Origin of the sequence: Vibrio mediterranei (assembly GCF_900088415.1) — a bacterium.
In the GTDB taxonomy this organism is placed as follows: domain Bacteria; phylum Pseudomonadota; class Gammaproteobacteria; order Enterobacterales; family Vibrionaceae; genus Vibrio; species Vibrio mediterranei.
Genome location: NZ_FLLQ01000013.1, coordinates 23,585 through 44,903, shown reverse-complemented (window position 1 = coordinate 44,903; position 21,319 = coordinate 23,585). Strand labels below are relative to the sequence as shown.

18 protein-coding genes are annotated in these 21,319 nt (G+C 46.0%); 8 read left to right on the top strand and 10 right to left on the bottom strand.

Translation table 11 applies throughout. The annotated features are described in order from the left end of the window. Nucleotides 1–123 precede the first annotated feature (123 nt). From VME0621_RS24030 to ftnA, 3 genes are all read right to left on the bottom strand, one after another. Nucleotides 124–1,311: a BaiN/RdsA family NAD(P)/FAD-dependent oxidoreductase gene (locus VME0621_RS24030; protein WP_062462625.1), complete on the bottom strand. Its 1,188-nt coding sequence runs from the start codon at nt 1,309–1,311 to the stop codon at nt 124–126. Nucleotides 1,312–1,503: 192 nt separating this feature from the next. Then, a complete protein-coding gene (gene uspB / locus VME0621_RS24025; protein ID WP_006072092.1) occupies nt 1,504–1,827 on the bottom strand; it encodes a universal stress protein UspB in 324 nt (107 codons plus the stop codon). Nucleotides 1,828–1,896: 69 nt separating this feature from the next. Further along, the gene (gene ftnA, locus VME0621_RS24020; protein WP_006072091.1) at nt 1,897–2,424 is read right to left on the bottom strand and encodes a non-heme ferritin; all 528 of its coding nucleotides are present in this window, start codon (nt 2,422–2,424) and stop codon (nt 1,897–1,899) included. 365 nt (nt 2,425–2,789) lie between these two features. Between ftnA and uspA the strand changes: the two genes are divergently transcribed. Continuing rightward, a complete protein-coding gene (uspA, locus tag VME0621_RS24015) occupies nt 2,790–3,215 on the top strand; it encodes a universal stress protein UspA (protein WP_038228670.1) in 426 nt (141 codons plus the stop codon). A gap of 105 nt (nt 3,216–3,320) precedes the next feature. Beyond that, a complete protein-coding gene (locus VME0621_RS24010) occupies nt 3,321–4,199 on the top strand; it encodes a carboxylate/amino acid/amine transporter (protein WP_038228668.1) in 879 nt (292 codons plus the stop codon). Between the two features lie 19 nt (nt 4,200–4,218). On the opposite strand, the gene VME0621_RS24005 is transcribed toward VME0621_RS24010, so the two are convergent. Together VME0621_RS24005 and VME0621_RS24000 are read right to left on the bottom strand one after the other, a co-directional pair. After that, nucleotides 4,219–4,734, bottom strand: coding sequence for a hypothetical protein (locus tag VME0621_RS24005; RefSeq protein WP_062462628.1), 516 nt, complete (start codon nt 4,732–4,734; stop codon nt 4,219–4,221). A gap of 131 nt (nt 4,735–4,865) precedes the next feature. Beyond that, the gene (locus VME0621_RS24000) at nt 4,866–5,645 is read right to left on the bottom strand and encodes a class I SAM-dependent methyltransferase (protein ID WP_062462631.1); all 780 of its coding nucleotides are present in this window, start codon (nt 5,643–5,645) and stop codon (nt 4,866–4,868) included. Nucleotides 5,646–5,793: 148 nt separating this feature from the next. Here VME0621_RS24000 and asnC point away from each other — a divergent pair, with 148 nt between their 5' ends. Continuing rightward, nucleotides 5,794–6,255, top strand: a complete 462-nt coding sequence (gene asnC, locus VME0621_RS23995; RefSeq protein WP_006072083.1) for a transcriptional regulator AsnC — start codon at nt 5,794–5,796, stop codon at nt 6,253–6,255. Nucleotides 6,256–6,427: 172 nt separating this feature from the next. Here asnC and VME0621_RS23990 read toward each other — a convergent pair whose 3' ends face one another. After that, on the bottom strand, nt 6,428–9,181 hold the full coding sequence (locus VME0621_RS23990; protein ID WP_062462634.1) for a cation-translocating P-type ATPase: 2,754 nt from the start codon (nt 9,179–9,181) through the stop codon (nt 6,428–6,430). A 549-nt stretch (nt 9,182–9,730) separates the two neighbouring features. After that, a complete protein-coding gene (prlC, locus tag VME0621_RS23985) occupies nt 9,731–11,773 on the bottom strand; it encodes an oligopeptidase A (RefSeq protein ID WP_062462637.1) in 2,043 nt (680 codons plus the stop codon). Between the two features lie 199 nt (nt 11,774–11,972). Here prlC and VME0621_RS23980 point away from each other — a divergent pair, with 199 nt between their 5' ends. The 5 genes from VME0621_RS23980 (at nt 11,973) to VME0621_RS23960 (ending at nt 18,204) form a co-directional block, all read left to right on the top strand. Continuing rightward, entirely contained in the window at nt 11,973–12,812 is an 840-nt protein-coding gene (locus tag VME0621_RS23980) for a 23S rRNA (adenine(2030)-N(6))-methyltransferase RlmJ (protein WP_006072078.1), read from the top strand. 218 nt (nt 12,813–13,030) lie between these two features. After that, nucleotides 13,031–13,729, top strand: coding sequence for a glutathione S-transferase family protein (locus VME0621_RS23975; protein ID WP_038228662.1), 699 nt, complete (start codon nt 13,031–13,033; stop codon nt 13,727–13,729). A gap of 220 nt (nt 13,730–13,949) precedes the next feature. Further along, nucleotides 13,950–15,305 carry a glutathione-disulfide reductase gene (gene gorA / locus VME0621_RS23970; RefSeq protein WP_006072074.1) on the top strand — a complete coding sequence of 452 codons (1,356 nt, stop codon included), beginning with the start codon at nt 13,950–13,952 and terminating at the stop codon, nt 15,303–15,305. 267 nt (nt 15,306–15,572) lie between these two features. Next, nucleotides 15,573–17,072 carry a chitinase gene (locus VME0621_RS23965; protein ID WP_062462640.1) on the top strand — a complete coding sequence of 500 codons (1,500 nt, stop codon included), beginning with the start codon at nt 15,573–15,575 and terminating at the stop codon, nt 17,070–17,072. A 115-nt stretch (nt 17,073–17,187) separates the two neighbouring features. Continuing rightward, nucleotides 17,188–18,204 carry an acyltransferase gene (locus tag VME0621_RS23960; RefSeq protein ID WP_062462643.1) on the top strand — a complete coding sequence of 339 codons (1,017 nt, stop codon included), beginning with the start codon at nt 17,188–17,190 and terminating at the stop codon, nt 18,202–18,204. Between the two features lie 3 nt (nt 18,205–18,207). On the opposite strand, the gene VME0621_RS23955 is transcribed toward VME0621_RS23960, so the two are convergent. The 3 genes from VME0621_RS23955 to VME0621_RS23945 all read right to left on the bottom strand — a co-directional run bounded on the left by VME0621_RS23955 (nt 18,208) and on the right by VME0621_RS23945 (nt 21,183). Continuing rightward, nucleotides 18,208–19,143 carry an SPOR domain-containing protein gene (locus tag VME0621_RS23955; RefSeq protein WP_065311748.1) on the bottom strand — a complete coding sequence of 312 codons (936 nt, stop codon included), beginning with the start codon at nt 19,141–19,143 and terminating at the stop codon, nt 18,208–18,210. 115 nt (nt 19,144–19,258) lie between these two features. Beyond that, the gene (locus VME0621_RS23950; protein ID WP_038228653.1) at nt 19,259–20,203 is read right to left on the bottom strand and encodes an ABC transporter permease; all 945 of its coding nucleotides are present in this window, start codon (nt 20,201–20,203) and stop codon (nt 19,259–19,261) included. Between the two features lie 2 nt (nt 20,204–20,205). Then, the gene (locus VME0621_RS23945) at nt 20,206–21,183 is read right to left on the bottom strand and encodes an ABC transporter permease (RefSeq protein WP_038228651.1); all 978 of its coding nucleotides are present in this window, start codon (nt 21,181–21,183) and stop codon (nt 20,206–20,208) included. Between the last annotated feature and the right edge of the window lie 136 nt (nt 21,184–21,319).

Below are 21,319 nucleotides of genomic sequence, written 5' to 3'. Positions count from 1 at the left end.
TCTTTTAAGTGCATCACATTTTTAGATAGGATAAAGAGAGTTGAAGATGAGAGTTAGTACACGATGGGCTTCTCCAAATGTGTAGAAGCCCAACGAGAGAGAATGCTGAATAAGGTTGGCTAATTAAACGTGCTGACCAGCAACAAAACCGGAAGACCAGCACCACTGGAAGTTGTAGCCTCCAAGCCAGCCTGTGACGTCCATGACTTCGCCAATAAAGAACAAGCCTTGGATCGATTTGCATTCCATCGTTTTAGAAGAAAGATGATCGGTATTCACACCGCCAAGCGTCACCTCAGCCGTTCGATACCCTTCAGTACCATTCGGTGCGATTTTCCAGTGCTCTAATGCTTCGCGAATTGCCACCAACTCTTTGGCGTGGTACTGCTTCAATGGTTTGTCTGCAAATACTTTGCGCTCAATAAGCACTTCCACTAAACGTTTAGGAAGCACACGTGCCAGAGTATTCTTCAAGCTTTGATTTGGATGCTTTTCCAACGAACGAGCAAGCAGTTCATCAATATCCGCTTCTGGAACTAGGTTAACCGACACACTTTGACCCGGCTTCCAGAAAGAAGAAATCTGTAGCACTGACGGTCCAGACAGACCACGGTGAGTAAACAGCAAGGCTTCTTTAAACAAAGTGCCGTCATTAGCGGTAATCTCCGCAGGTACCGCAATACCCGATAGCTCCGCAAAATCCTCTTTGTCTTCCTTGTGCAGAGTAAATGGCACTAAACCCGCAGTTGTAGGTTTTACTTCGAGACCAAACTGCTCAGCAATCTTATAACCAAACGGGGTTGCCCCCAGTTTAGGCATCGATAACCCACCAGTAGCGACAACCAATGATTCACATTCGATAACATCAGTATCAGCGTGCAAAGAGAAACCGGACTCCGTCTTCTCAATACTGTGTACGTCGGCTTGATAGCCGAAGCGAATATTCGGTGTTTCACATTCTGACAGCAGCATCTTGACGATATCTTTTGCCGACTCTAAACAGAACAGTTGGCCGTGATCGCGCTCTTCAAACTCAATGCCGTATTTGCTCACCATGGCAATAAAATCCCAGTTGGTATACTGAGACAGGGCCGATTTCACAAAGTGTGGATTGCTACACAGATAGTTACTGGCAGAAACGTCGTAGTTGGTGAAATTACATTTACCACCACCAGAGATAAGAATTTTTCGACCTGGTTTTTTGGCGTGATCAAGCACGAGCACACTACGCCCACGTTTTCCCGCTTCTGCTGCACACATTAAACCTGCAGCACCAGCACCAATAACAACCACATCTACTTTTTGACTCATCACGACGTTCCGACAAGAATTTCAATAAAAAAAGGATGTGCTGATTGCACATCCTTTCGACAATTTGGCGCTATTTTAGCGACTTCATTAAATAAAGCCAACTCCCCGGAGCCATTAGCCCGGTTTGCGACAATGCCTTGTCCTTGTGTTACCTCAACCACACCTTATAAAAGGTGCCGTAATGCTTTGTCGTTAAAGCAAAAATCCAGCAAACAAGGTGACACCAATAAGCGCACAGCAAAGTACAAACAGCTCACGCACTCTGTCGCACTTTCCGGTAAACACTGGATCGTGGTGGTGGAGGTATTCTTTAGTTTTGAGATAGTGATACAGTCTCACTTGCTTCGACATATTGCCGTGCGCCGTAAAGAAGCCTCGTCCATCCACTTGCTGATAGAGCAACGGATGCGCTTCACGCATGATGAATATAAGTGCGCGTAGTGCTGTCAGATACCTCGCCATATTGACTGAGGTAATGAGCATCAATGCTAATAGAATAGTGTCTCCACTGATCATCTTTTCCTCCCTACATCTTCCTAGACACCCAAGAGAAAAAGACGAACAGTCGACTTTTAGACGCTGAGATTACTCAGCTGGGGCGTCCATAATGGAAGAAGAACCCTCTTTTGCTAACACTGCTAAATCTTTGTCGATAAAGAATAGCGCCTGACCATTCTCACCTACGAGTTCTAGCTTATCTAAGATCCCTTTAAACAATTTTTCTTCTTCATGTTGCTCCGCAACATACCACTGAAGAAAGTTAAACGTTGAGTAGTCCTGAGCGGTGAACGCCACATGAGCAAGCTTGTTGATTCTTTCAGTAATCATCTGCTCATGCTTGTAAGTTTCACGGAACACATCGCCTAGACTTTCGAAATCATGTCTTGGAGCTTCAATGCTACCTAAAATCGGTAACGCACCAGTCTCACTCACATAAGTAAACAGTCTGTGCATGTGCTGCATTTCTTCGTCAGCGTGTTTACGAAGAAATAGCGCCGCGCCTTCAAAACCTTTGTCTTCACACCAAGCACTCATTTGTAAGTATAGATTGGATGAGAAGAATTCGAGGTTAATTTGCTCATTCAGATGCTGAACCATTGCTGGAGAAAGCATTCTAGACTCCTAATTTTATTTCAAAAGTTAACGCCACTATAACATAACTTATTGAGGAGTCTCTGATCTCAAACCCAAACTCACAACCTGCTGGATACTCAATCGCTACTTTTGATTCTAGAAAACTTTGGCGACTTTGCTCACAATTTATTGTCTTGTTGCTGAGAATTAACTTTATGGACTCCACTTTTCCATCGCTACATGGCGCAAAACAGGCTCTCTGTTCAAACGTGATATCTCTTCACAGGATCACGAATGACCGCCTGTAATTTGTACTTTGGATAACGATTTGAGATCACATCAACATAATTTTAAGGAGGAAAATGCTATGTTTTCCATAGTACTAACGTCAGGAGGAGTGCGTTATGAGTTATAAACATATTATGGTCGCATTAGATCTCTCAGAAGAAAGCAAAATGCTCATAGACAAGGCGGTCTCTCTCGCGAAGCCACTGGATGCAGAGGTTTCATTTATCCATATTGATGTCAATTATGCTGAGCTGTACACCGGGCTGATTGATTTAAACATGGCAGAGACGCAACATCAGGCGATGGAAGCCTCAATGACTCAATTAAGAGATTTTGCAGAATACGCAGGCTACCCAATTAAGCATTCATTAGTAGGTAGTGGTGATTTGAGTAATGAGCTGCGCGATACCATTAGTGAATACAATGTCGACCTTGTGGTATGTGGTCATCACCAAGATTTCTGGAGCAAAATCCTGTCTTCGACTCGCCAACTTATCAATACCTCACCTGTCGATATGTTAGTGGTTCCGATTAAGGACTAACTTGCAGTAAAAGGCTTCGAAAGGAGCCTTTTTTGATCCGATCTGTATTGATTCACAAAGATGTTACAATAGCTCCATCGTTCACATTAACAGCATGTTTAAGCAATGGGTTATCTTTATTCTGTCACTCTGCTTTGGGCTTTTTCCTTTAGCCTAATCGGGGTCTATCTAGCGGGTCAGGTGGATTCGTGGTTCTCAGTTCTAATGCGTGTGGTGTTAGCCGCATTAGTCTTTTTGCCTTTTACTAACTTTAGACAAGTGCCAGGTGCCTTAAAAGCCAAGCTGATGGCCATTGGTGGTATCCAACTAGGCTTGATGTATTGCTTCTACTATCAGTCCTTCTTATTGCTATCCGTACCTGAAGTGTTGCTGTTCACTGTTTTTACTCCCATTTACGTAACACTTTTCTATGACTTCCTAAAAGGACGCTTTTCTCCTTGGTATTTTATCACTGCCGCGATTGCGGTGGCTGGCGCTGCCTTTATCAAGTTTGCGGGTATCAATGACAACTTCATCACGGGCTTTCTCGTGGTACAGGGAGCCAACCTCTGTTTTGCTATTGGACAGGTTGGTTATAAATATGTGATGGAGCAAGCAGACGTTGAACTGCCACAGCATAGCGTGTTTGGTTACTTCTACTTTGGAGCAACCATCGTAGCAACGATCGCCTTTGCGCTGTTTGGCAGTTTTGACAAGATGCCGACCACCAGCCTGCAATGGGGCGTGCTAATTTACTTGGGTGTAATTGCATCGGGCTTGGGGTATTTCATTTGGAACAGAGGGGCGTGTCTGGTCAACGCAGGGGCGCTGGCTGTGATGAATAACTTATTGGTTCCTGCCGGGCTTATCGTCAATATTGTGATTTGGAATCGCGATGTGGATTTAGTAAAACTGTCGATTGGAGGCGGAATCATTCTGCTGTCGTTAGTGGTCAACGAACTGTGGGTGAAACCGAGAGCGGAAGCCCAGTTCAATAACGCTTAGGACTTCCACCTAGAGAAAACTAGTGCAGCTGTTCTGGCTGCACTTTAACAACCTGTTTCTCAACCAAATTGGCCGCGAGCTGATACTTCTGTTCCAACTTACTCTGTTTGCGAGCGAGCTTTTGGCTCTTCTTAAGTACTTTCAGCAATTTCTTCTGAGCTTTTTTCTGTGCCTTGAGCGCTTTCTTGGCGCGTTTTACCGCTTTTTTATCCACCACTTCCATCATCTCTGAATCAATCAAATTCGCCTCTAACACTGAGGTATTGCTGACTTTTTTCTCTGAGGTCTTCTCCAACTTAACAGGGCGAACTTGAGGTAAAGCTTCAGCAAGAACACCACATTGCTGTTGCTCGTGAACTGGCTTATTTTGACAAGAGGCAGGAGGAATCGCGGCAGGCTTGCACAGCGTTGATTTGTCCACAGAAGATCGGGAACAGGAGCGGCATAGGTATTTAGGCTCAGTGACTAATCGGTGTATTTCACCGAGGTTGTCGCTAATATCACGACGATTTAACTTACACAGACGCTTACTCATACCACTCTCCAACACCCAGACAACGAAAACAGGAATGATTCTTAGTTAGATATAACGTCTAATGCGGGCAGTTTCAAGTAACTTGCTCCAGTTACAACGAGCAAATTACTCAAATAAACAAATGAAGAGCGTTAACTCATTGATGCGTTGACATAAACATCAAAACGGTTTTTTTTGGTTTCAATCGCCATTGTCGGTTTTTTCTCATCCAGCCAATTGGCGTAATCAGGACGTTTCACCACAACCCGCTTAGTCGCAAGCTTCAGAGCTGGCTCCAGTAACCCATCGGCATCTGTATCAGCGCCGACCAAAGACTGGAAAACTCGCATCTCTTTTTTTACCAGAGCAGATTTTTTCTTGTTTTCTGGATGCGGGTACATCGGGTCAAGGTAAACGACATCGGGGCGTTCAAACTGGCTGTCATCGGCGAGGGAATCCAAAGCTTCCAAGCTTGATGCGTGCAACAGAGACATTCGCTCGCTGACCCACTCTCCGATTTCTTCGTCCTGCTTGGCACGTGAAAGACCGTCATCAAGTAAAGCGGCCACTACCGGGTGTCTTTCTACCATTTGTACTTTACAGCCCAGAGAAGCTAGTACAAAAGCATCGCGGCCCAGACCTGCTGTTCCATCAAGAACGGTGGGGGTCACACCTTTATTTAACCCTGCCGCTTTAGCAATAGCCTGTCCCTTGCCACCTCCAAACTTACGACGATGAGCCACCGCACCACCAGCAAGATCAACAAAGATAGCGCCTAGTTTAGGCTCATCCAACTTGCGTAGTTCTAGCCTTTCTTCAGTTAAAACCAGAGCGAACTCAGACGATTGGCACGCCGTTAAGCCCCAACGACTGGCAAGATCCAGTAGCTGTTGTTGGCGTGGCTCATGTTCGCAGATAAGTTGGATTTGCAAGATAGGCTCCGAATAAGGCTAAGGTATAGCGCGCAAGTTTACCTCAAGTCGCAACGGTGACCAATAACCGTGATCCGCACAAAGACGACCAGATGGAAATAGTGATAAGCTTTAGCCCCATCAATACGACCATAACCTAGGACTCGATATGCATGCCACTAATGGACTTGATGACCTCGACAAAGCGATCCTAAAAACACTGATGGAAGATGCCCGTCGCCCCTATGCAGAGATGGCGAAGCAATTCGATGTCAGCCCTGCCACTATCCATGTGCGCATTGAAAAGATGAAAGCCGCTGGAATTATCGAAGGTACCGAAGTGGTCGTGAATACCAAAAAACTCGGCTACGACGTGTGCTGTTTTATCGGTATTAACCTTTACGCTGCGCGTGACTACCATTCTGCACTAGAGAAACTAAATGCCTTGGATGAAGTGGTTGAAGCCTACTACACCACAGGGGCATATAACATCTTCGTGAAGCTGATGTGTCGCTCAATTGAGGAGTTGCAGCACGTGTTAATCGATAAACTGCAAGCGATTGAAGAAGTACAATCGACGGAGACGTTGATCTCGTTGCAGAACCCGATTAGTCGCAATGTGAATCCTTAAGGGTTGTGTGCGCCGTATTTAGATTCCTGCGAAGCTAGCGGAATGACGGAACATTTTGAGGAAATATACTTTTAAGTCCGTCCCCCTGCGCAGGCAGGGATCTACTCCAAAGCCCCACCAACCCAAAAAAAGGCGCTCTTTAGAGCGCCTTTTTACTATCCCAAGTGAAGGATTAAACCCACTTAGTCTTCGTTGCTTCTTTCACTGCAGACATAACCAGCGTCGGTAGTGATGCTGCCATAATGACACCGAATAAGTGACCTGCTGCTAGTGCTTCCGTGTTGAAGATTAGCTGACCTAGACCGGTATAGATAACCCCTAGCGATAGAATCGCTGACACCGCTACTGCACCTAGTAGGTACGGGTTGGTGAATGGGTTTCTGCGGTATAGCGACGTAAAGGTACGTGAGTCAAATAGGTGCCAAAGCTGAGCAAACACCAGCATCGCAAATGCCATTGTCTGTGCGTAGTTCGCTGAGAAACCGTTCGTCAGTGCCCAGTTAAACGCCATGTAGCTCATGCCACCTAATGCCAGACCACGAGTCAGGATACGAGTACCTAGGTGGTCACTGAAGAAGCTCTCGTTACGTTTGCGAGGCTTACGCTCCATCAGATCTTTCTCTTCTGGCTCAACACCTAGCGCTAGTGCTGGTAGACCGTCCGATACCAAGTTGATCCATAGAATCATCAGTGGTGTTAGCGGCAAAATAGCTTCTGGGCCCATCATTAAGAATGCGAACAGAATTACCGATACTTCACCAACGTTCGCTGTTAGAGCCTGACGGATGAACTTACGAAGGTTATCGAAGATTTGACGACCTTGGCGTACCGCTTTCACGATAGTGCTGAAGTTATCATCCAGTAAGATAAGGTCACCTGAGTCTTTTGCAACCGACGTACCAGTAATACCCATGGCAACGCCAATGTCTGCGCGGCGCAATGCTGGTGCATCATTCACACCATCACCTGTCATTGCAGCCACTTCGTTGTTGAACTGCTGAGCCTGAACGATACGCAGCTTATGCTCTGGCGTTACACGGGCAAATACCGCAACATCTGGACAGATTTGACGAAGCTTATCATCATCCATCTCATCGAGCTCTGCACCCGTCACAACCAAGTCTTTCTCACTACGGATGATACCGATATCACGAGCAATCGCCGCGGCAGTTAGCGCGTGGTCACCAGTGATCATTACCGTTCTTACCCCTGCTTGGTAGCAGCTTTCAATGGCATCGCGTACTTCAGGACGCGGTGGATCCATGATGCCGTATAGACCAAGCACAGTAATGCCTTTCTCAAGCTCGCTATGGTCACGCTCAAGGTCAGCTTCAGTTAACGCTTTATAGCCAACCGCTAGCGTACGTAGTGCATCTTGAGCAAAGTTCTCAATCGCCGCTTCATAGTTCGCCACAATCTCTTCGCTCGGGCTTGCCGCTAGCGCTAAGTTGCCGTCTGTCGCGGTTGGTGTGTGGTCTACTGGCATACCATCAACCATAAAGCCTGCAGCATTGCGAAGAATCACATCTGGTGCACCTTTAATCGCTAGGAAATGGTTACCCTCTGGATCTTTGACAATCACTGATGCCATCTTACGAGAAGAGTCGAATGGGAACTTCTCAACAATTGAATAGCCGCCTGAAGTCAGCATCTCAGATTGGTTAAGACCCGCCTTCGCCGCCGCCACAATCAGGGCGCCCTCTGTTGGATTACCACGAACCGTCGACTTGTCGCCATCCATGATGTATTCAGAGTCATTACATAATGTTGCAACCACTAGCCCTTTCATCATCTCTGGGCTTTGCTTTGCATCTGTGCTATGCGATAGCGGCTTAAATTGACCTTCAGGACTGAAGCCTTTACCACTTACTTCCCAGTAACGACCGCTCGCATCATACGCCTTCATTACCTGCATTTGGTTTTGAGTGAGCGTACCTGTTTTATCTGAACAGATAACTGTGGTAGAACCTAAAGTCTCTATCGCCGCCAACTGCTTAGCCAGAGCATTATTCTTCACCATACGAGTAGAACCCATGGTCAGAACAATAGTGATTACCGTAGGAAGGCCTTCAGGAATAGCGGCTACCGACAGTGAGATACCTGTATTTAAGATCTCTAGCCAAGGCATGCCATAATAAAGACCAATCGCACACACTACTGCTACTACGCCAAGCGCAACTAGCATCAAAGTCTTGGCGATGGTATCCATACGCTCTTGCATTGGTGTCTTAGTTTCTTCAGTGTTCGCCATCAGGTCGGCAATGTGACCTACTTCGGTCTGCATACCTGTCGCCACAACTAAACCTAGACCCGTGCCCGACGTAACCATGGTAGTCATAAAGCCCATGTTTAACTGGTCCCCAAGACCTACCGTTTCGTCGTCAATCACTTTAGCCGTTTTATCTACCGGCTCAGATTCACCAGTCAGCGCCGCTTCGTCGATAGATAGACGATTAGCTTCTAAGATACGAACGTCAGCCGCTAGGATGTCACCTGTGCTGATTTTTAAGATATCACCAGGTACGATGTCACTAGCTGGAATATCAATCCATTCGCCATCACGCTTCACTTGTGCAGACGGTGCGGCCATTTGGCGCAGCGCTTCCATCCCTTTCTGAGCTTTGAATTCTTGCCAGAATGCGATCAGCGCATTGATAAAGATGATCGCGGTAATCGCGATAGCATCCACTAAGTGTCCGGTGAAATAGGAAACAATGGCACCCACACCTAGAATGAAGATCAGTGGGTTTTTAAATTGATGAGCAAAGAGTTCAAGCGCAGATTTTCCTGCCTTTTCTTGAAGTTCGTTTTTACCGTACTGAGATTGACGCTCCGCCGCTTCTTGTGAAGACAAACCTTGCTCTGGCGCTACACCCATCATCTGCTGGGTATTCTCAACGGTTTCAGTGAACCACTTTTTAGTCATAGGGGATACTCCGAATAAATTCAGTCGACACCGGTAGAATGGCAAACCGATAAAAAGCAATCGCTGAATATAAATTTTTAAAATCCCAACGCTGTTTGCATGTTTATTAACAATTAATGCGTAAGCGATGAGTAAAAATAAATTACCCGAAACCAAATAGGCTTGTAATTAACTTTCGGTGCGCTTGCATGCACTCTAGGACGATTCTTTGACTTAAAACAAACTAGTTTTTTATTCAGAGCTTAGAACTAATTATTCATTGTAAGCAGATTTTAATAACACCTAATTTTCACTGAAATAACACTTCTGTTTTTTCGAATATTGAAACTTGTTTACACGACGGAGCTCGCTGAAGGTCGGAGGGTTTTGATAACGAATTATCGGTTATTAATCGCTATTCAATAGTTATTCAATTGGGGAGATATATCATCTTAACGGTTTTTTCTACCAACTTAACGATTGGCTCAGCCGGTAAAATTCGCTTTCTCAACATAATAAAAAAGCCCTCAATCAAAGATTAAGGGCTCCAAATATTACTTCAATTAGATACTACGCACTGATGCCAGAATGACGTAATAGAGCATCGATCTCCGGTTCACGACCACGGAAGCGCTTAAATAGCTCCATTGGTTCTTCACTGCCACCCATTTCAAGGATGTTATTCAAGAAGCTTTGTCCTGTTTCTTTATTGAAGATGCCTTCTTCCTCAAAACGTGAATAGGCATCGGAAGACAACACTTCTGCCCACAAGTAGCTGTAGTAACCCGCGCTATAACCTCCCGCAAAGATATGACCAAAGCTGTGTGAGAAACGGTTCCATTCAAGACTTGGAAGTACGGCCACTTTCGACTTCACTTCTGCCAAGGTCTCTAGCACGCGTGCACCGATGTCTGGATCGTATTCCGTGTGCAGCGTGAAATCGAACAAACCAAACTCAAGCTGACGTAAAATAAACATCGCAGATTGGAAGTTTTTCGCCGCTAGCATTTTGTCGAGCATCTCTTTAGGTAGCGGTTCACCTGTCTCATAGTGGCCTGAGATAAACGCAAGTGCCTCTTCTTCCCAGCACCAGTTCTCTAGGAACTGACTTGGCAGCTCAACTGCATCCCAAGGAACACCGTTAATGCCTGACACCGCCCCCGTATCAATCTTCGTCAACATATGATGAATACCATGACCTGTTTCGTGGAACAAAGTCACGACTTCATCATGAGTGAACATGGCAGGTTTACCGCCGACTGGCTTATTGAAGTTACACGTTAGATACGCCACTGGTGTTTGCAGTTCACCGTCAAGATCGGTGCGTCGTACACGACACTCATCCATCCACGCACCGCCACGTTTGTGCTCACGCGCATACAGATCAAGATAGAAGCTACCGCGCAGTGTGTCAGTGCTGTCAAAAATATCGAAGAAGCGGACTGACTCATGCCAAGCGTCTACCCCTTCACGCTCTTTAATCTGCATCCCGAAGACGCGGTTTAGCACTTCAAACAGCCCGCTGACCACTTTTGATTCTGGGAAGTAAGGACGCAGCTCCTCATTAGAGAATTGGAACAGGTGCTGTTTTTGCTTCTCACTGTAGTAAGCAATATCCCAAAGGTTTAGTTCAGTCACGCCGAACTCTTTTTCAGCAAACTGACGTAGCTCTTCTACTTCACGCTCACCTTGAGGTTTAGCTTTAGTCGCAAGATCATTGAGGAAACCAAGCACTTGGGCAGGGCTTTCTGCCATCTTGGTCGCCAGTGACTTTTCACTATAAGTACCAAAGCCAAGCAAGCGGGCAATTTCATGGCGCAGCTTAAGTTGCTCAGCAATAATCTCAGTGTTGTCCCATTTACCCGCATTTGGACCACGATCAGAGGCGCGCGTCACGTAGGCTTCGTACAGCTCTTTACGTAGCTCTTGGTTATCACAGTAGGTTAGAACTGGGAGGTAAGACGGAATATCTAATGTCAGTAGATAACCTTCTAACTCTTTCGCCTCAGCGGCTGCTTTTGCCGCCGCGAGTGCCGATTCTGGCATACCGGTTAGCTCTTTCTCATCAGTAATGTGCTTAGTCCAGCCCATGGTGGCATCTAGGACATTATTAGAGAACTGCGAACCTAGCTCGGACATACGTTTGCTGATTTCACCATAACGGTGCTGCTCATCGGATGGCAGACCAATGCCAGACAACTCAAAATCACGCAGTGAATCTTTGATGGTTTTCTGTTGCGCTTGGGAAAGCGTGTTAAACGCGTCACTGGCTTTGATCGCTTTGTACGCTTCATACAGCCCCTTGTGCTGTCCCACCCAAGTGCCGTATTCAGAAAGAATTGGTAGGCAGCTTTCATACGCTTCACGCAATTCATCACTGTTCATCACTGAGTTCATATGGCTCACAGGTGACCATAAGCGGCTAAGCTTGTCATCAATCTGCTCGATTGGCGCAACGACATTGTCCCAAGTTGGGTTGGTGTTACCTTCAAGCACTTCATCTATTTTTGCTCGGCATGCCTCAATCGCTTGTTCAACGGCTGGTTTCACATGCTCAGGCTTAATTTGAGAAAAAGGAGGTAAGTCGGTAAACGTCAGTAGTGGATTTGCCATGCAGCGTCCCTTTTTAGTTATTGGATTCCCTCACTTCATTGGAAGGCAAGTGAGCGTAATTAATAGATAAATGTAGTCTCGAAAGAGAAATTTCAATCCTTCGAGATTCAATTACGGTGATTCAAAACACCAACTCCTCTGCCGCTTCTCGTCAGAAGAGGTTATAATCCGTCCATTATTGTTAAACAGAGTCTTTATTTTGCTGAGCTATCGTCACAGTTTTCACGCGGGTAACCATGCCGATGTGGTTAAACACATAGTACAAAGTCTTATCCTTAATTCACTAAAAAACAAGGAAAAGCCATTCGTTTATCACGATACTCATTCGGGCGTAGGCCGTTATGACCTTACCCACGAATGGTCTGAGAAAACTGGTGAATATAAGCAAGGCATCGGTCGTATTTGGGGAAATGCCGACATTCCTGAAGATATCGCCAGCTACATTGAATCGATAGAGACACTGAACAACAGCGACACACTGCGTTATTACCCAGGTTCTCCTCGTGTGGCGCGTGCCCATTTGCGTCCTCAAGACCGTATGGTATTAACAGAATTACACCCAAGCGACTTTCCATTACTTGAGCAAGAATTCCATCGTGACCGTCAAGTCAAAATCTTTAAAGAAGACGGTTTTAAGCGCTTAAAAGGCAGCTTGCCACCAGCAGAACGCCGTGGTTTGGTCTTGATCGATCCACCTTATGAACTCGCTCGTGAATATCGTGATGTCGTGACGGCCATTGCCCAAAGTTATAAACGCTGGGCAACGGGTATTTATGCGATTTGGTACCCTGTGGTCAATCGCTATGATATCGACGATATGATTGAAGGCTTAGAAGGTCTTGGTATTCGCAAGATTTTGCAAATCGAACTTGGTGTCTCACCAGATACTAACGAACGCGGAATGACAGCTTCGGGCATGATTGTCATCAACCCACCGTGGAAGCTAGAGCAGCAAATGAATGCCATTTTGCCGTACCTTAAAGACAAGATCGCTCCAGCAACAGGCCACTTTAAAGTGGAGTGGATTGTCCCAGAATAATTTTTGGGAAACACTTCTAATCTCAAGAAAAGGCGTAATCAATTGTTTTAAAGCAATATTGCGCCTTTCTTAATTGCGCTTATTTTTAGCTCTCCAGAAAATATTTCGACTTTATTGAAATTATTTTCGTCTTTCTCTCACCTCCCCCGTCTTACTAGTGAAAGTACCGAAGCCATGTGCAATGAGTACACCCTAATAGCCTAGTGAGGAAAACCCAGATGATTAAGATTGTTAGCTTTAAGATTTGTCCTTTTGTCCAACGTGTCACTGCTGCACTGGAAGCAAAACGCATTCCCTATGAGATTGAATACATCAGCCTAAAAGACAAGCCACAATGGTTCCTAGATATCTCACCCAATGGTCAGGTGCCAGTGATGGTCACTGAATCAGGTACCGCTTTGTTTGAATCAGACGCTATCATTGAATACATCGAAGATGAATATGGTCCGATTGAGCAAGACGTGAGTAACGAGCAGCGCGCACTCGATCGTGCATGGAGCTATTTAGGCTCTAAACACTACCTTGCTCAATGCGGCACAATGAGTAGCAAAGATAAAGAGACCTTTGAAGAGCGTGCGGAAAAGCTGATTAAAGCATTCCAAAAGGCAGAGAACCAGCTATCTGGCAACACCAAGTTCTTCAAGTCGGACACCTTCAGCAATGTTGATATGGCGTGGTTACCACTCTTGCATCGCGCTGCGATTGTTAAAGCGCATTCAGGTTATGATTTTTTCTGCGGACTGCCAAAAATGCAAGCGTGGCAACGCAACATCATGGAATCAGGATTGGTCGAGAAGACCGTCTCTAGCGACTTTGAAACGCGGTTTGCTGATTTCTACCTAACTAATACTTACCTTGCTACTGGAAAAGACGTACAGGCTAAACAAGATTGCTCAACATCAAGCTGTTGTGGCTAAGCGACTTTTATAGAGGGCGTAATGCCCTCTTATCTCGTCATTAATCGTTATTACTCATAATTAACTCTGCTTTTTCCCATTGGAGAAAGTTGCTAGACTCGATTTATAGTATGGATAGCGATTCTTAACAAAACATTGCGATGATATTGAGTTCCCTACTCTTCACCCCAATGTATCTGTTACTAGCAATCATAAAATTAATAAGCTCTCGGAGAACGTAATGGCAACGCATTTTGACTATATCTGTATTGGTGGTGGCAGCGGCGGTATCGCATCTGCTAACCGTGCGGCAATGTACGGCGCGAAGGTCGCGCTGATTGAAGCTCAAGATCTTGGCGGTACCTGTGTAAACGTTGGCTGTGTGCCAAAGAAAGTCATGTGGCACGGTGCACAAGTTGCTGAAGCGATGAACCTGTACGCAGAAGACTATGGTTTTGATGTCGACGTTAAAGGCTTCGATTGGAGCAAACTGGTTGAGAGCCGCCAAGCATACATTGGCCGTATTCACCAATCTTACGATCGCGTGCTTGGCAACAACAAAGTTAATGTCATTCGTGGTTTTGCTAAGTTTGTTGATGCGAAAACTGTCGAAGTGAACGGCGAGCACTACACAGCTGATCACATCCTTATTGCCGTTGGTGGTCGTCCAACCATTCCAAATATTCCAGGCGCAGAATACGGCATCGATTCTAATGGTTTCTTTGAGCTAAGCGAGCAGCCAAAACGCGTTGCAGTTATCGGCGCAGGCTACATTGCAGTAGAAATCGCAGGTGTACTACACGCACTAGGTACAGAAACTCACCTATTCTGCCGTAAAGAATCACCTCTACGTAGCTTTGACCCAATGATCATCGAGACGTTGGTTGAAGTAATGAATACCGAAGGTCCAACGCTGCACACCCACTCCGTGCCTAAAGAAGTGGTTAAAGAGGCGGACGGTAGCCTAACGCTACATCTTGAAAACGGTGAGAGCCAAAATGTTGATACCTTGATTTGGGCAATCGGTCGTCACCCAGCGACAGATGCAATTAATCTTGGTGCTACAGGTGTGGCAACCAACGATCGTGGCTACATCAAAGTCGATGAGTACCAAACCACGAATGTAGATGGTATTTACTGTGTTGGTGACATCATGGAAGGCGGCATTGAGCTCACTCCAGTTGCCGTTAAAGCAGGTCGTCAGCTTTCTGAGCGCCTATTTAACAACAAACCAGATGCGAAGATGGACTACGACCTAGTACCAACTGTGGTATTCAGTCATCCACCTATCGGCACCATCGGCCTAACCACACAACAAGCGGAAGAGAAGTACGGCAAAGATAACATCAAAGTCTACACCTCTGGCTTCACTGCTATGTACACAGCAGTAACCAAGCATCGCCAGCCATGTAAGATGAAACTGGTTTGTGCTGGCCCAGAAGAGACGGTTGTTGGCTTGCACGGCATCGGCTTTACTGTTGATGAAATGATTCAAGGTTTTGGCGTTGCGATGAAGATGGGCGCGACCAAAGCAGACTTCGACTCTGTCGTGGCAATTCACCCAACGGGTTCCGAGGAATTCGTGACGATGCGCTAACGCATACACTCTATTTTCAAAGCCCAGCACCTCATGCTGGGCTTTTTTGTTTTAGAGTCATTGCACACTTCAACGAGAGTTTCACCTTAGCCACTCAAGTAAGGTTTGAAATGCCTCGCATAGAGAAAGCATCAAGCACGAAATTCATGGGTTTCACGATCACTCTTCCATGGCCTTTTCTATAGTTTGTTGCGCTAGAAAGTAACGCCTTCTCACTACAGGTGAATCTATCTAGCCTAGATAAATAATATTGAAAAGGAACGTCAGATGAAAACCTCTCGATGGCTTATGGCAGCAAGCACTACCTGCTTAAGCTTACCTACCCTTGCGGTAAACCCGCACCCTGATCCACAAAATCCAACCGGGTATATTATTGCCCGTAGCGACATACAAAATAGTGAAGCAAGCAAAACTAGCAACCCCATGTACAGAGTGTGGGCTGAGGCATTGCAGACAGCCTCAAACTCTGTCGTGGATTCGATTGATGCAGGCTTAGCAACCAACCCAAGTAACGTAAAACGGGCTGAGCGAGTCTTCCCACGTGATGAATGGGACTTTCTCACTCATATGGCTGCGCCAGAGTACACCTATCAGCGCTTTTTACAGGCTATTGGTAAATTTCCAGCGTTTTGTAGTGACTATAGCGACAATCGAGATGCCGATGCTATTTGTAAGCGTTCCATCGTGACCGCCTTCGCCCATTTTGCCCAAGAAACCGGAGGTCACATCGCCAAGGATAACTCTTGGGATAACCCTTTAGCTCTCGAAGAATGGCAGCAAGCACTGGTTCATGTGCGCGAAATGGGTTGGTCCGAAGGACAGCCAGGCTATACCACGGGGTGTGGTCAGAATGATTGGCAAAACAAACGTTGGCCTTGCGCCGCCAACCAAGGCTATTTTGGTCGTGGCGCTAAACAACTCTCTTACCACTTCAACTACGGTCCTTTTTCTGAAGTGATGTTTGATGGTGATGCAACGGTGTTACTCGATAACCCAGCGCTTGTGGCTGACTCGTGGTTAAACCTCGCCTCTGCTATCTGGTTTTTTTTAACGCCACAAGCACCAAAGCCCGCCATGTTGCATGTTATTGATAGAACTTGGGTCCCATCTCAGCGAGAAGTAGAGGCTGGTATTGGCTATGGGTTTGGTACCACCATCAACATCATCAATGGTGGTATTGAATGTGGGGAGCAGAATAAAAACAAAGGGCAGCCAGTTAACCGAATTCGTTACTGGGAAGGGCTCGCTGCACACTATCAGATTCCCATTGAAGCCGACGAGACCAATACGTGTTGGCAACAAACCCCTTATGGAAGCTTGAACTTAAACGGCGCAACAGATGTACTTTACACTAACTGGGAAGCCAGTTGGGCTTATCATGCTGACCGTCCTGAAGGCGTCTCTTTTGAATGTAACTTGGTCGGTTACCAAACTGCTTACTCTGCTCTCGTACCCGGTGACTATGAAAAATGCGTCACCAACTTTTATGGCTCCCACGCCAATTGGCCAGAAGTGCGGATTGTGGACACTCTTCCCTCAACAGATAACGGCAATGGAGGTACTGGCGACGGGAATAGTGGTGGAAGCACCACCACGCCACCTGAAATTAATCTAGTTACTTGGATTCCGGGTAGTACATCTGTCAGCAATGGCGATACCGTAAGCTACCAAGGAAAGTGTTTTATTGCTAAGAACAACCCTGGTGTTTGGGAGTCACCCACACAAACAAACTGGTTCTGGGGTGAAGTCGTTTGCCCTTCAGCGTGATCAAACCAGTAAAAGCTGCTCTGTATGGAGCAGTTTTTACACAACTTTTATCTAAGTACTCTTCCCGCACCTGATTATATTTCTTATAGTTTCTAAAGACTGTAAGGAGTTATTAATGGATAAAAAGCACATATTTTTCTTCGATGCCATGCGCTGTGTGGCGGCACTCGCGGTCATCATTATTCATGCGCTAGGCCCTTACCGTCATGAACTCGGACAGATCCCTATGGGCGAATGGGTTACCGCTATCACCTTTAATGGATTCAGTCGCTGGGCAGTCCCGGTGTTTATTTTGATAACCGGCGCTCTCATGCTCAACGACAAACGACCGTTTGATATGAAATATTATCTGTCTCGTCGTCTCGGCAAAGTGCTGATTCCATTTATCGCATGGTCACTTTTCTACGCTTACTTATCCGGATGGACCATTGAAGGCTTTAACGGCAATACGGTTAAAGAAGTCTTATCTGAGAGCTATCACCATCAGACCTATTACCATCTTGGATTCTTTTACTACTTTATTCCGCTGTATGTGGCGATCCCGTTCTTGCAGGTGTTCGTTCGCAAGTTTGATAACAGCGCACTTTACGCATTTACCGGCCTTTGGTTACTCACTACGCTGTTGTTCTTATTAAGAGTTGATGGACCTTGGAGCGAGCAATTCTGGCTTTATATGGGCTTATTGCCTCTGGGCTATATCCTGTATCAAAAACTGCCAGCAAGCCAAGGTGTGGTTGCTGTGTCCATTATTCTGGGTGTCGGCGCAATGGCGCTGAGCAGTTATATGGTAGTTCAAGGAAGTATTGAAGAAGGTCGTTATTATGTTGGGCGCTGGTTCTCTTACAAGACTCTAAACACCGTCCTAGCAGCCAGCATGATATTTATTGTCTGCAAAGCCTACGCCGACAAGCTTTGGCCAGGAGCCAAGAAAGTGGTGAGCTTTATTAGTAAATACAGCTTGGGTATTTATATTCTTCACCCGCTATTCCTGTGGCCGATGAACGAACTCGGCCTACATCAAGGTCACCCAATCTATATGATTCCATTTTGGGTTATTGTCAGCGGCAGTTTGGCATTAGCAACCAGTTGGTTGTTATCACTCAGCAGCAAGACTCGTTGGTTGTTGCCTTAAAGGTTATTTGCCCACGCACACTACATTGAGCAAAGTATTACCTTTTAGCGGTGATACTTTGCCATTAGTAAACAGCCCTTTCTGACCATCTCCCCAATATGGCATTTGCAGTGGCCAGTGGTTTTTCTGCATCACTTGTGATTTTACCAAGGCTTGCCAGTCTTCATTGCTTGCCAAATGCATATCAAGGTCACTGCATACCTTTATGGCAGACTGATAACTCAAGCGGTTCCACGCTTTATCATGTTCCATATAGAACTGATGACTGCTGTTAGCGATATAAGGCACGCTATAACGCTGTCCATTAACTTCAGCATTTAACCGAACACTCAATGAAGCCTTAGCGCTGGTCGCAAGAGGCGTTATCTTCTCAGCTTTCCTTACCGGCTTCTCAATCGCTTTTGCTACTGGCTTGGATGCCAGCGGCTTAGCCGTTTTTGCGGGAACTTGCTGCGTCACTTTGGCAGTACGTTGAGGTGTGTTGGCAGAAGCGTTGCGTTCCACTTGGCGGATAAAAGCATCACGATAACCAGATAAGGCTTTGACTTGAACAAGCTCTTGCTTGGCGATCTCAGCATCGCTGTATGGACCAATCAGACAACGATAGCTATTTTTCTGAGGCAGCATCCACACATCGGTGGTGATTTTGGCGTACAAGGTTTTCGCTTGAGCTAGCGCCATGGGGGCATCAAGAATGCCGCACTGAATCCAATAAAGCGATGTTGCGCTCACAGGAACGTCATTGCTCCAAATCCCATTTCCAATCGGACAGGATTTATCTAAAACCGGCAGTTCATTGGTGGAGGGCTGGGAAGCGTCACACAACGCATCCTCAGCATAAACTGGTAAAGGAACCACGCTACTGGTTAACAACAAGGTGCCCAATAAAGCACTAAACGAAAAACAACCTAATCCCTTTACACCATTTAAAGAGCTCATAAACATCCTCTGAACACTCTTGGCTATTGTTATCAGCGGCACAAATAAAAAGAGCCGCAATTATCTGCGACTCTTAGTGTAGTGACGATCGGGATTAAAAATCAATCACTCTGGATCACCCTTTGTAGATTTTCGGGTTGAATACATCACGTAGCCAGTCACCTAGTAGGTTAATAACCAACACTAAGGTAATCAGAACGATGCCTGGGAACACGGTAATCCACCACGAACCAGAGAAGATGTAGTTAAAGCCGATACTGATCAAGGAGCCCAATGATGGCTGGTCTACTGGCAGACCAAGACCTAAGAACGATAGCGCCGCTTCGGACATGATAGCGTTCGCAACCTGTACCGTTGAGATAACCAAAATTGGCGACAAACAGTTAGGCAGAATATGACGGAACATGATACGTGGTGCTCTAAAGCCCATCACTCGCGCTGCTTCTACATACTCTTTCTTTTTCTCTGCAAGAACCGAGGCACGAATAGTACGTGCATACTGCGGCCATTCAGCCACACCAATGATCACGACCAACATGGTCACGGCATATTGGCTATAGAACTCAGTGCCGAAGCTGGCCTTAAAGATAGCAGAGACAATGATCGCAACCATCATGGTTGAAAACGACAACTGAACATCAGCAAAACGCATCAAGAAGCTATCGATACGACCACCGAAGTAACCCGCCGATAGGCCAATCACAATACCTAGGAATAACTGTAAACCTACCGCTAGGAAACCAATGGTCAGAGACAGTCGAGAACCATAAAGAATGGTGGATAAAATATCACGACCTTGGTCATCGGTACCTAATACGAAGTTCTCGTCACCGTCTTCCATCCAAGATGGCGGCAGCTCCGAGTCCATAATATCGATAGACGATAAGTCATATGGGTCAGAAGGGGCGATGACGGGCGCAGCTAGTGCCAACACCAAGAACATCATAAAGACCGTAAAACTTGCCATAGCGACTTTGTCGCGCTTGAAGTAATACAAGAAGTCCGAGTTTTTAAAACGCTCCCACACTGAAGGAGCAGCGGCTACATTTGCTTGGCTCATGGTTATGCTCCTTTTCCAGTTAGGTTTACGGTTGGGTTAATCAAGCCGTACAACAAGTCAACGATAGTGTTCGTCACCACGAAGATAAGGCCAACGAAAATAACGTAAGCGGTAATCAATGGTGTATCTACACGGTTAATCGCTTCAAGGAAAAGGAAGCCTGTGCCAGGCCACTGGAAGACGGTTTCAGTCAGGATGGTATACGCCACCATAGTACCGATCTGAACACCACCAACGGTCAAAACAGGTAACATCGTGTTTTTAAGGGCATGTTGATAGTAGATTTTTTTAAGAGGTAGCCCTTTTGCTTTCGCAAACTTGATGTATTCCGAGCTCAGTACTTCTAACATTTCAGAACGAACCAAGCGAATGAAAAGCGGCAACATAATCGATGCCAATGCGACACATGGCAAGATAAGGTGCTTAATGCCATCGATTGTGAAGAATCCTGACTCCCAACCGAGCACGTTCGCAGTTTCACCACGCCCGAAAGACGGTAGCCAGCCTAACTCAATAGAGAAGACATACATCAGCATGATCGCCGTTAGGAAAACCGGAATCGAGATACCAATACTACTGCCAGCCATCACCAATTTGGTAAAAAAACTTTTTGGATGAATTGCCGAGTACACACCAAGTGGTATCGATAAACAAATAATAATAAGCGTCGCGCCGAATACCAGCTCTAGTGTTGCCACCAGCTTATCGAGAATAACCTCAACGGCAGGACGTTTGAAAAAGTATGAAGTGCCAAGATCGCCTTGCAGCGCTGCACCAATAAAACGAGTGTATTTTGTTACGAAAGGATCGTTGAGGCCCAACTCATCACGCAGTGCTTGACGCTCTGCTTCCGAAACCGACTGACCTACAAGCTCACGCAGCGGGTCACCCAGGTTATCCTGAATGGCAAACGCCACCAAACTGATCACAAACATCACTATCAGTGCCTGAAACAGGCGCTTGACCAGAAACGAAAACATTCCTTGCCCCTTAACTATCCATAGATCTCATTGAGAGAGAAACATTCAGTCTTAAAAACCGCTCAATCCGACTGAAATAAACTGAGCTGAGTAGAGAGAATTGAGGAGGGGAACACTCCCCTCCTACATCACAATC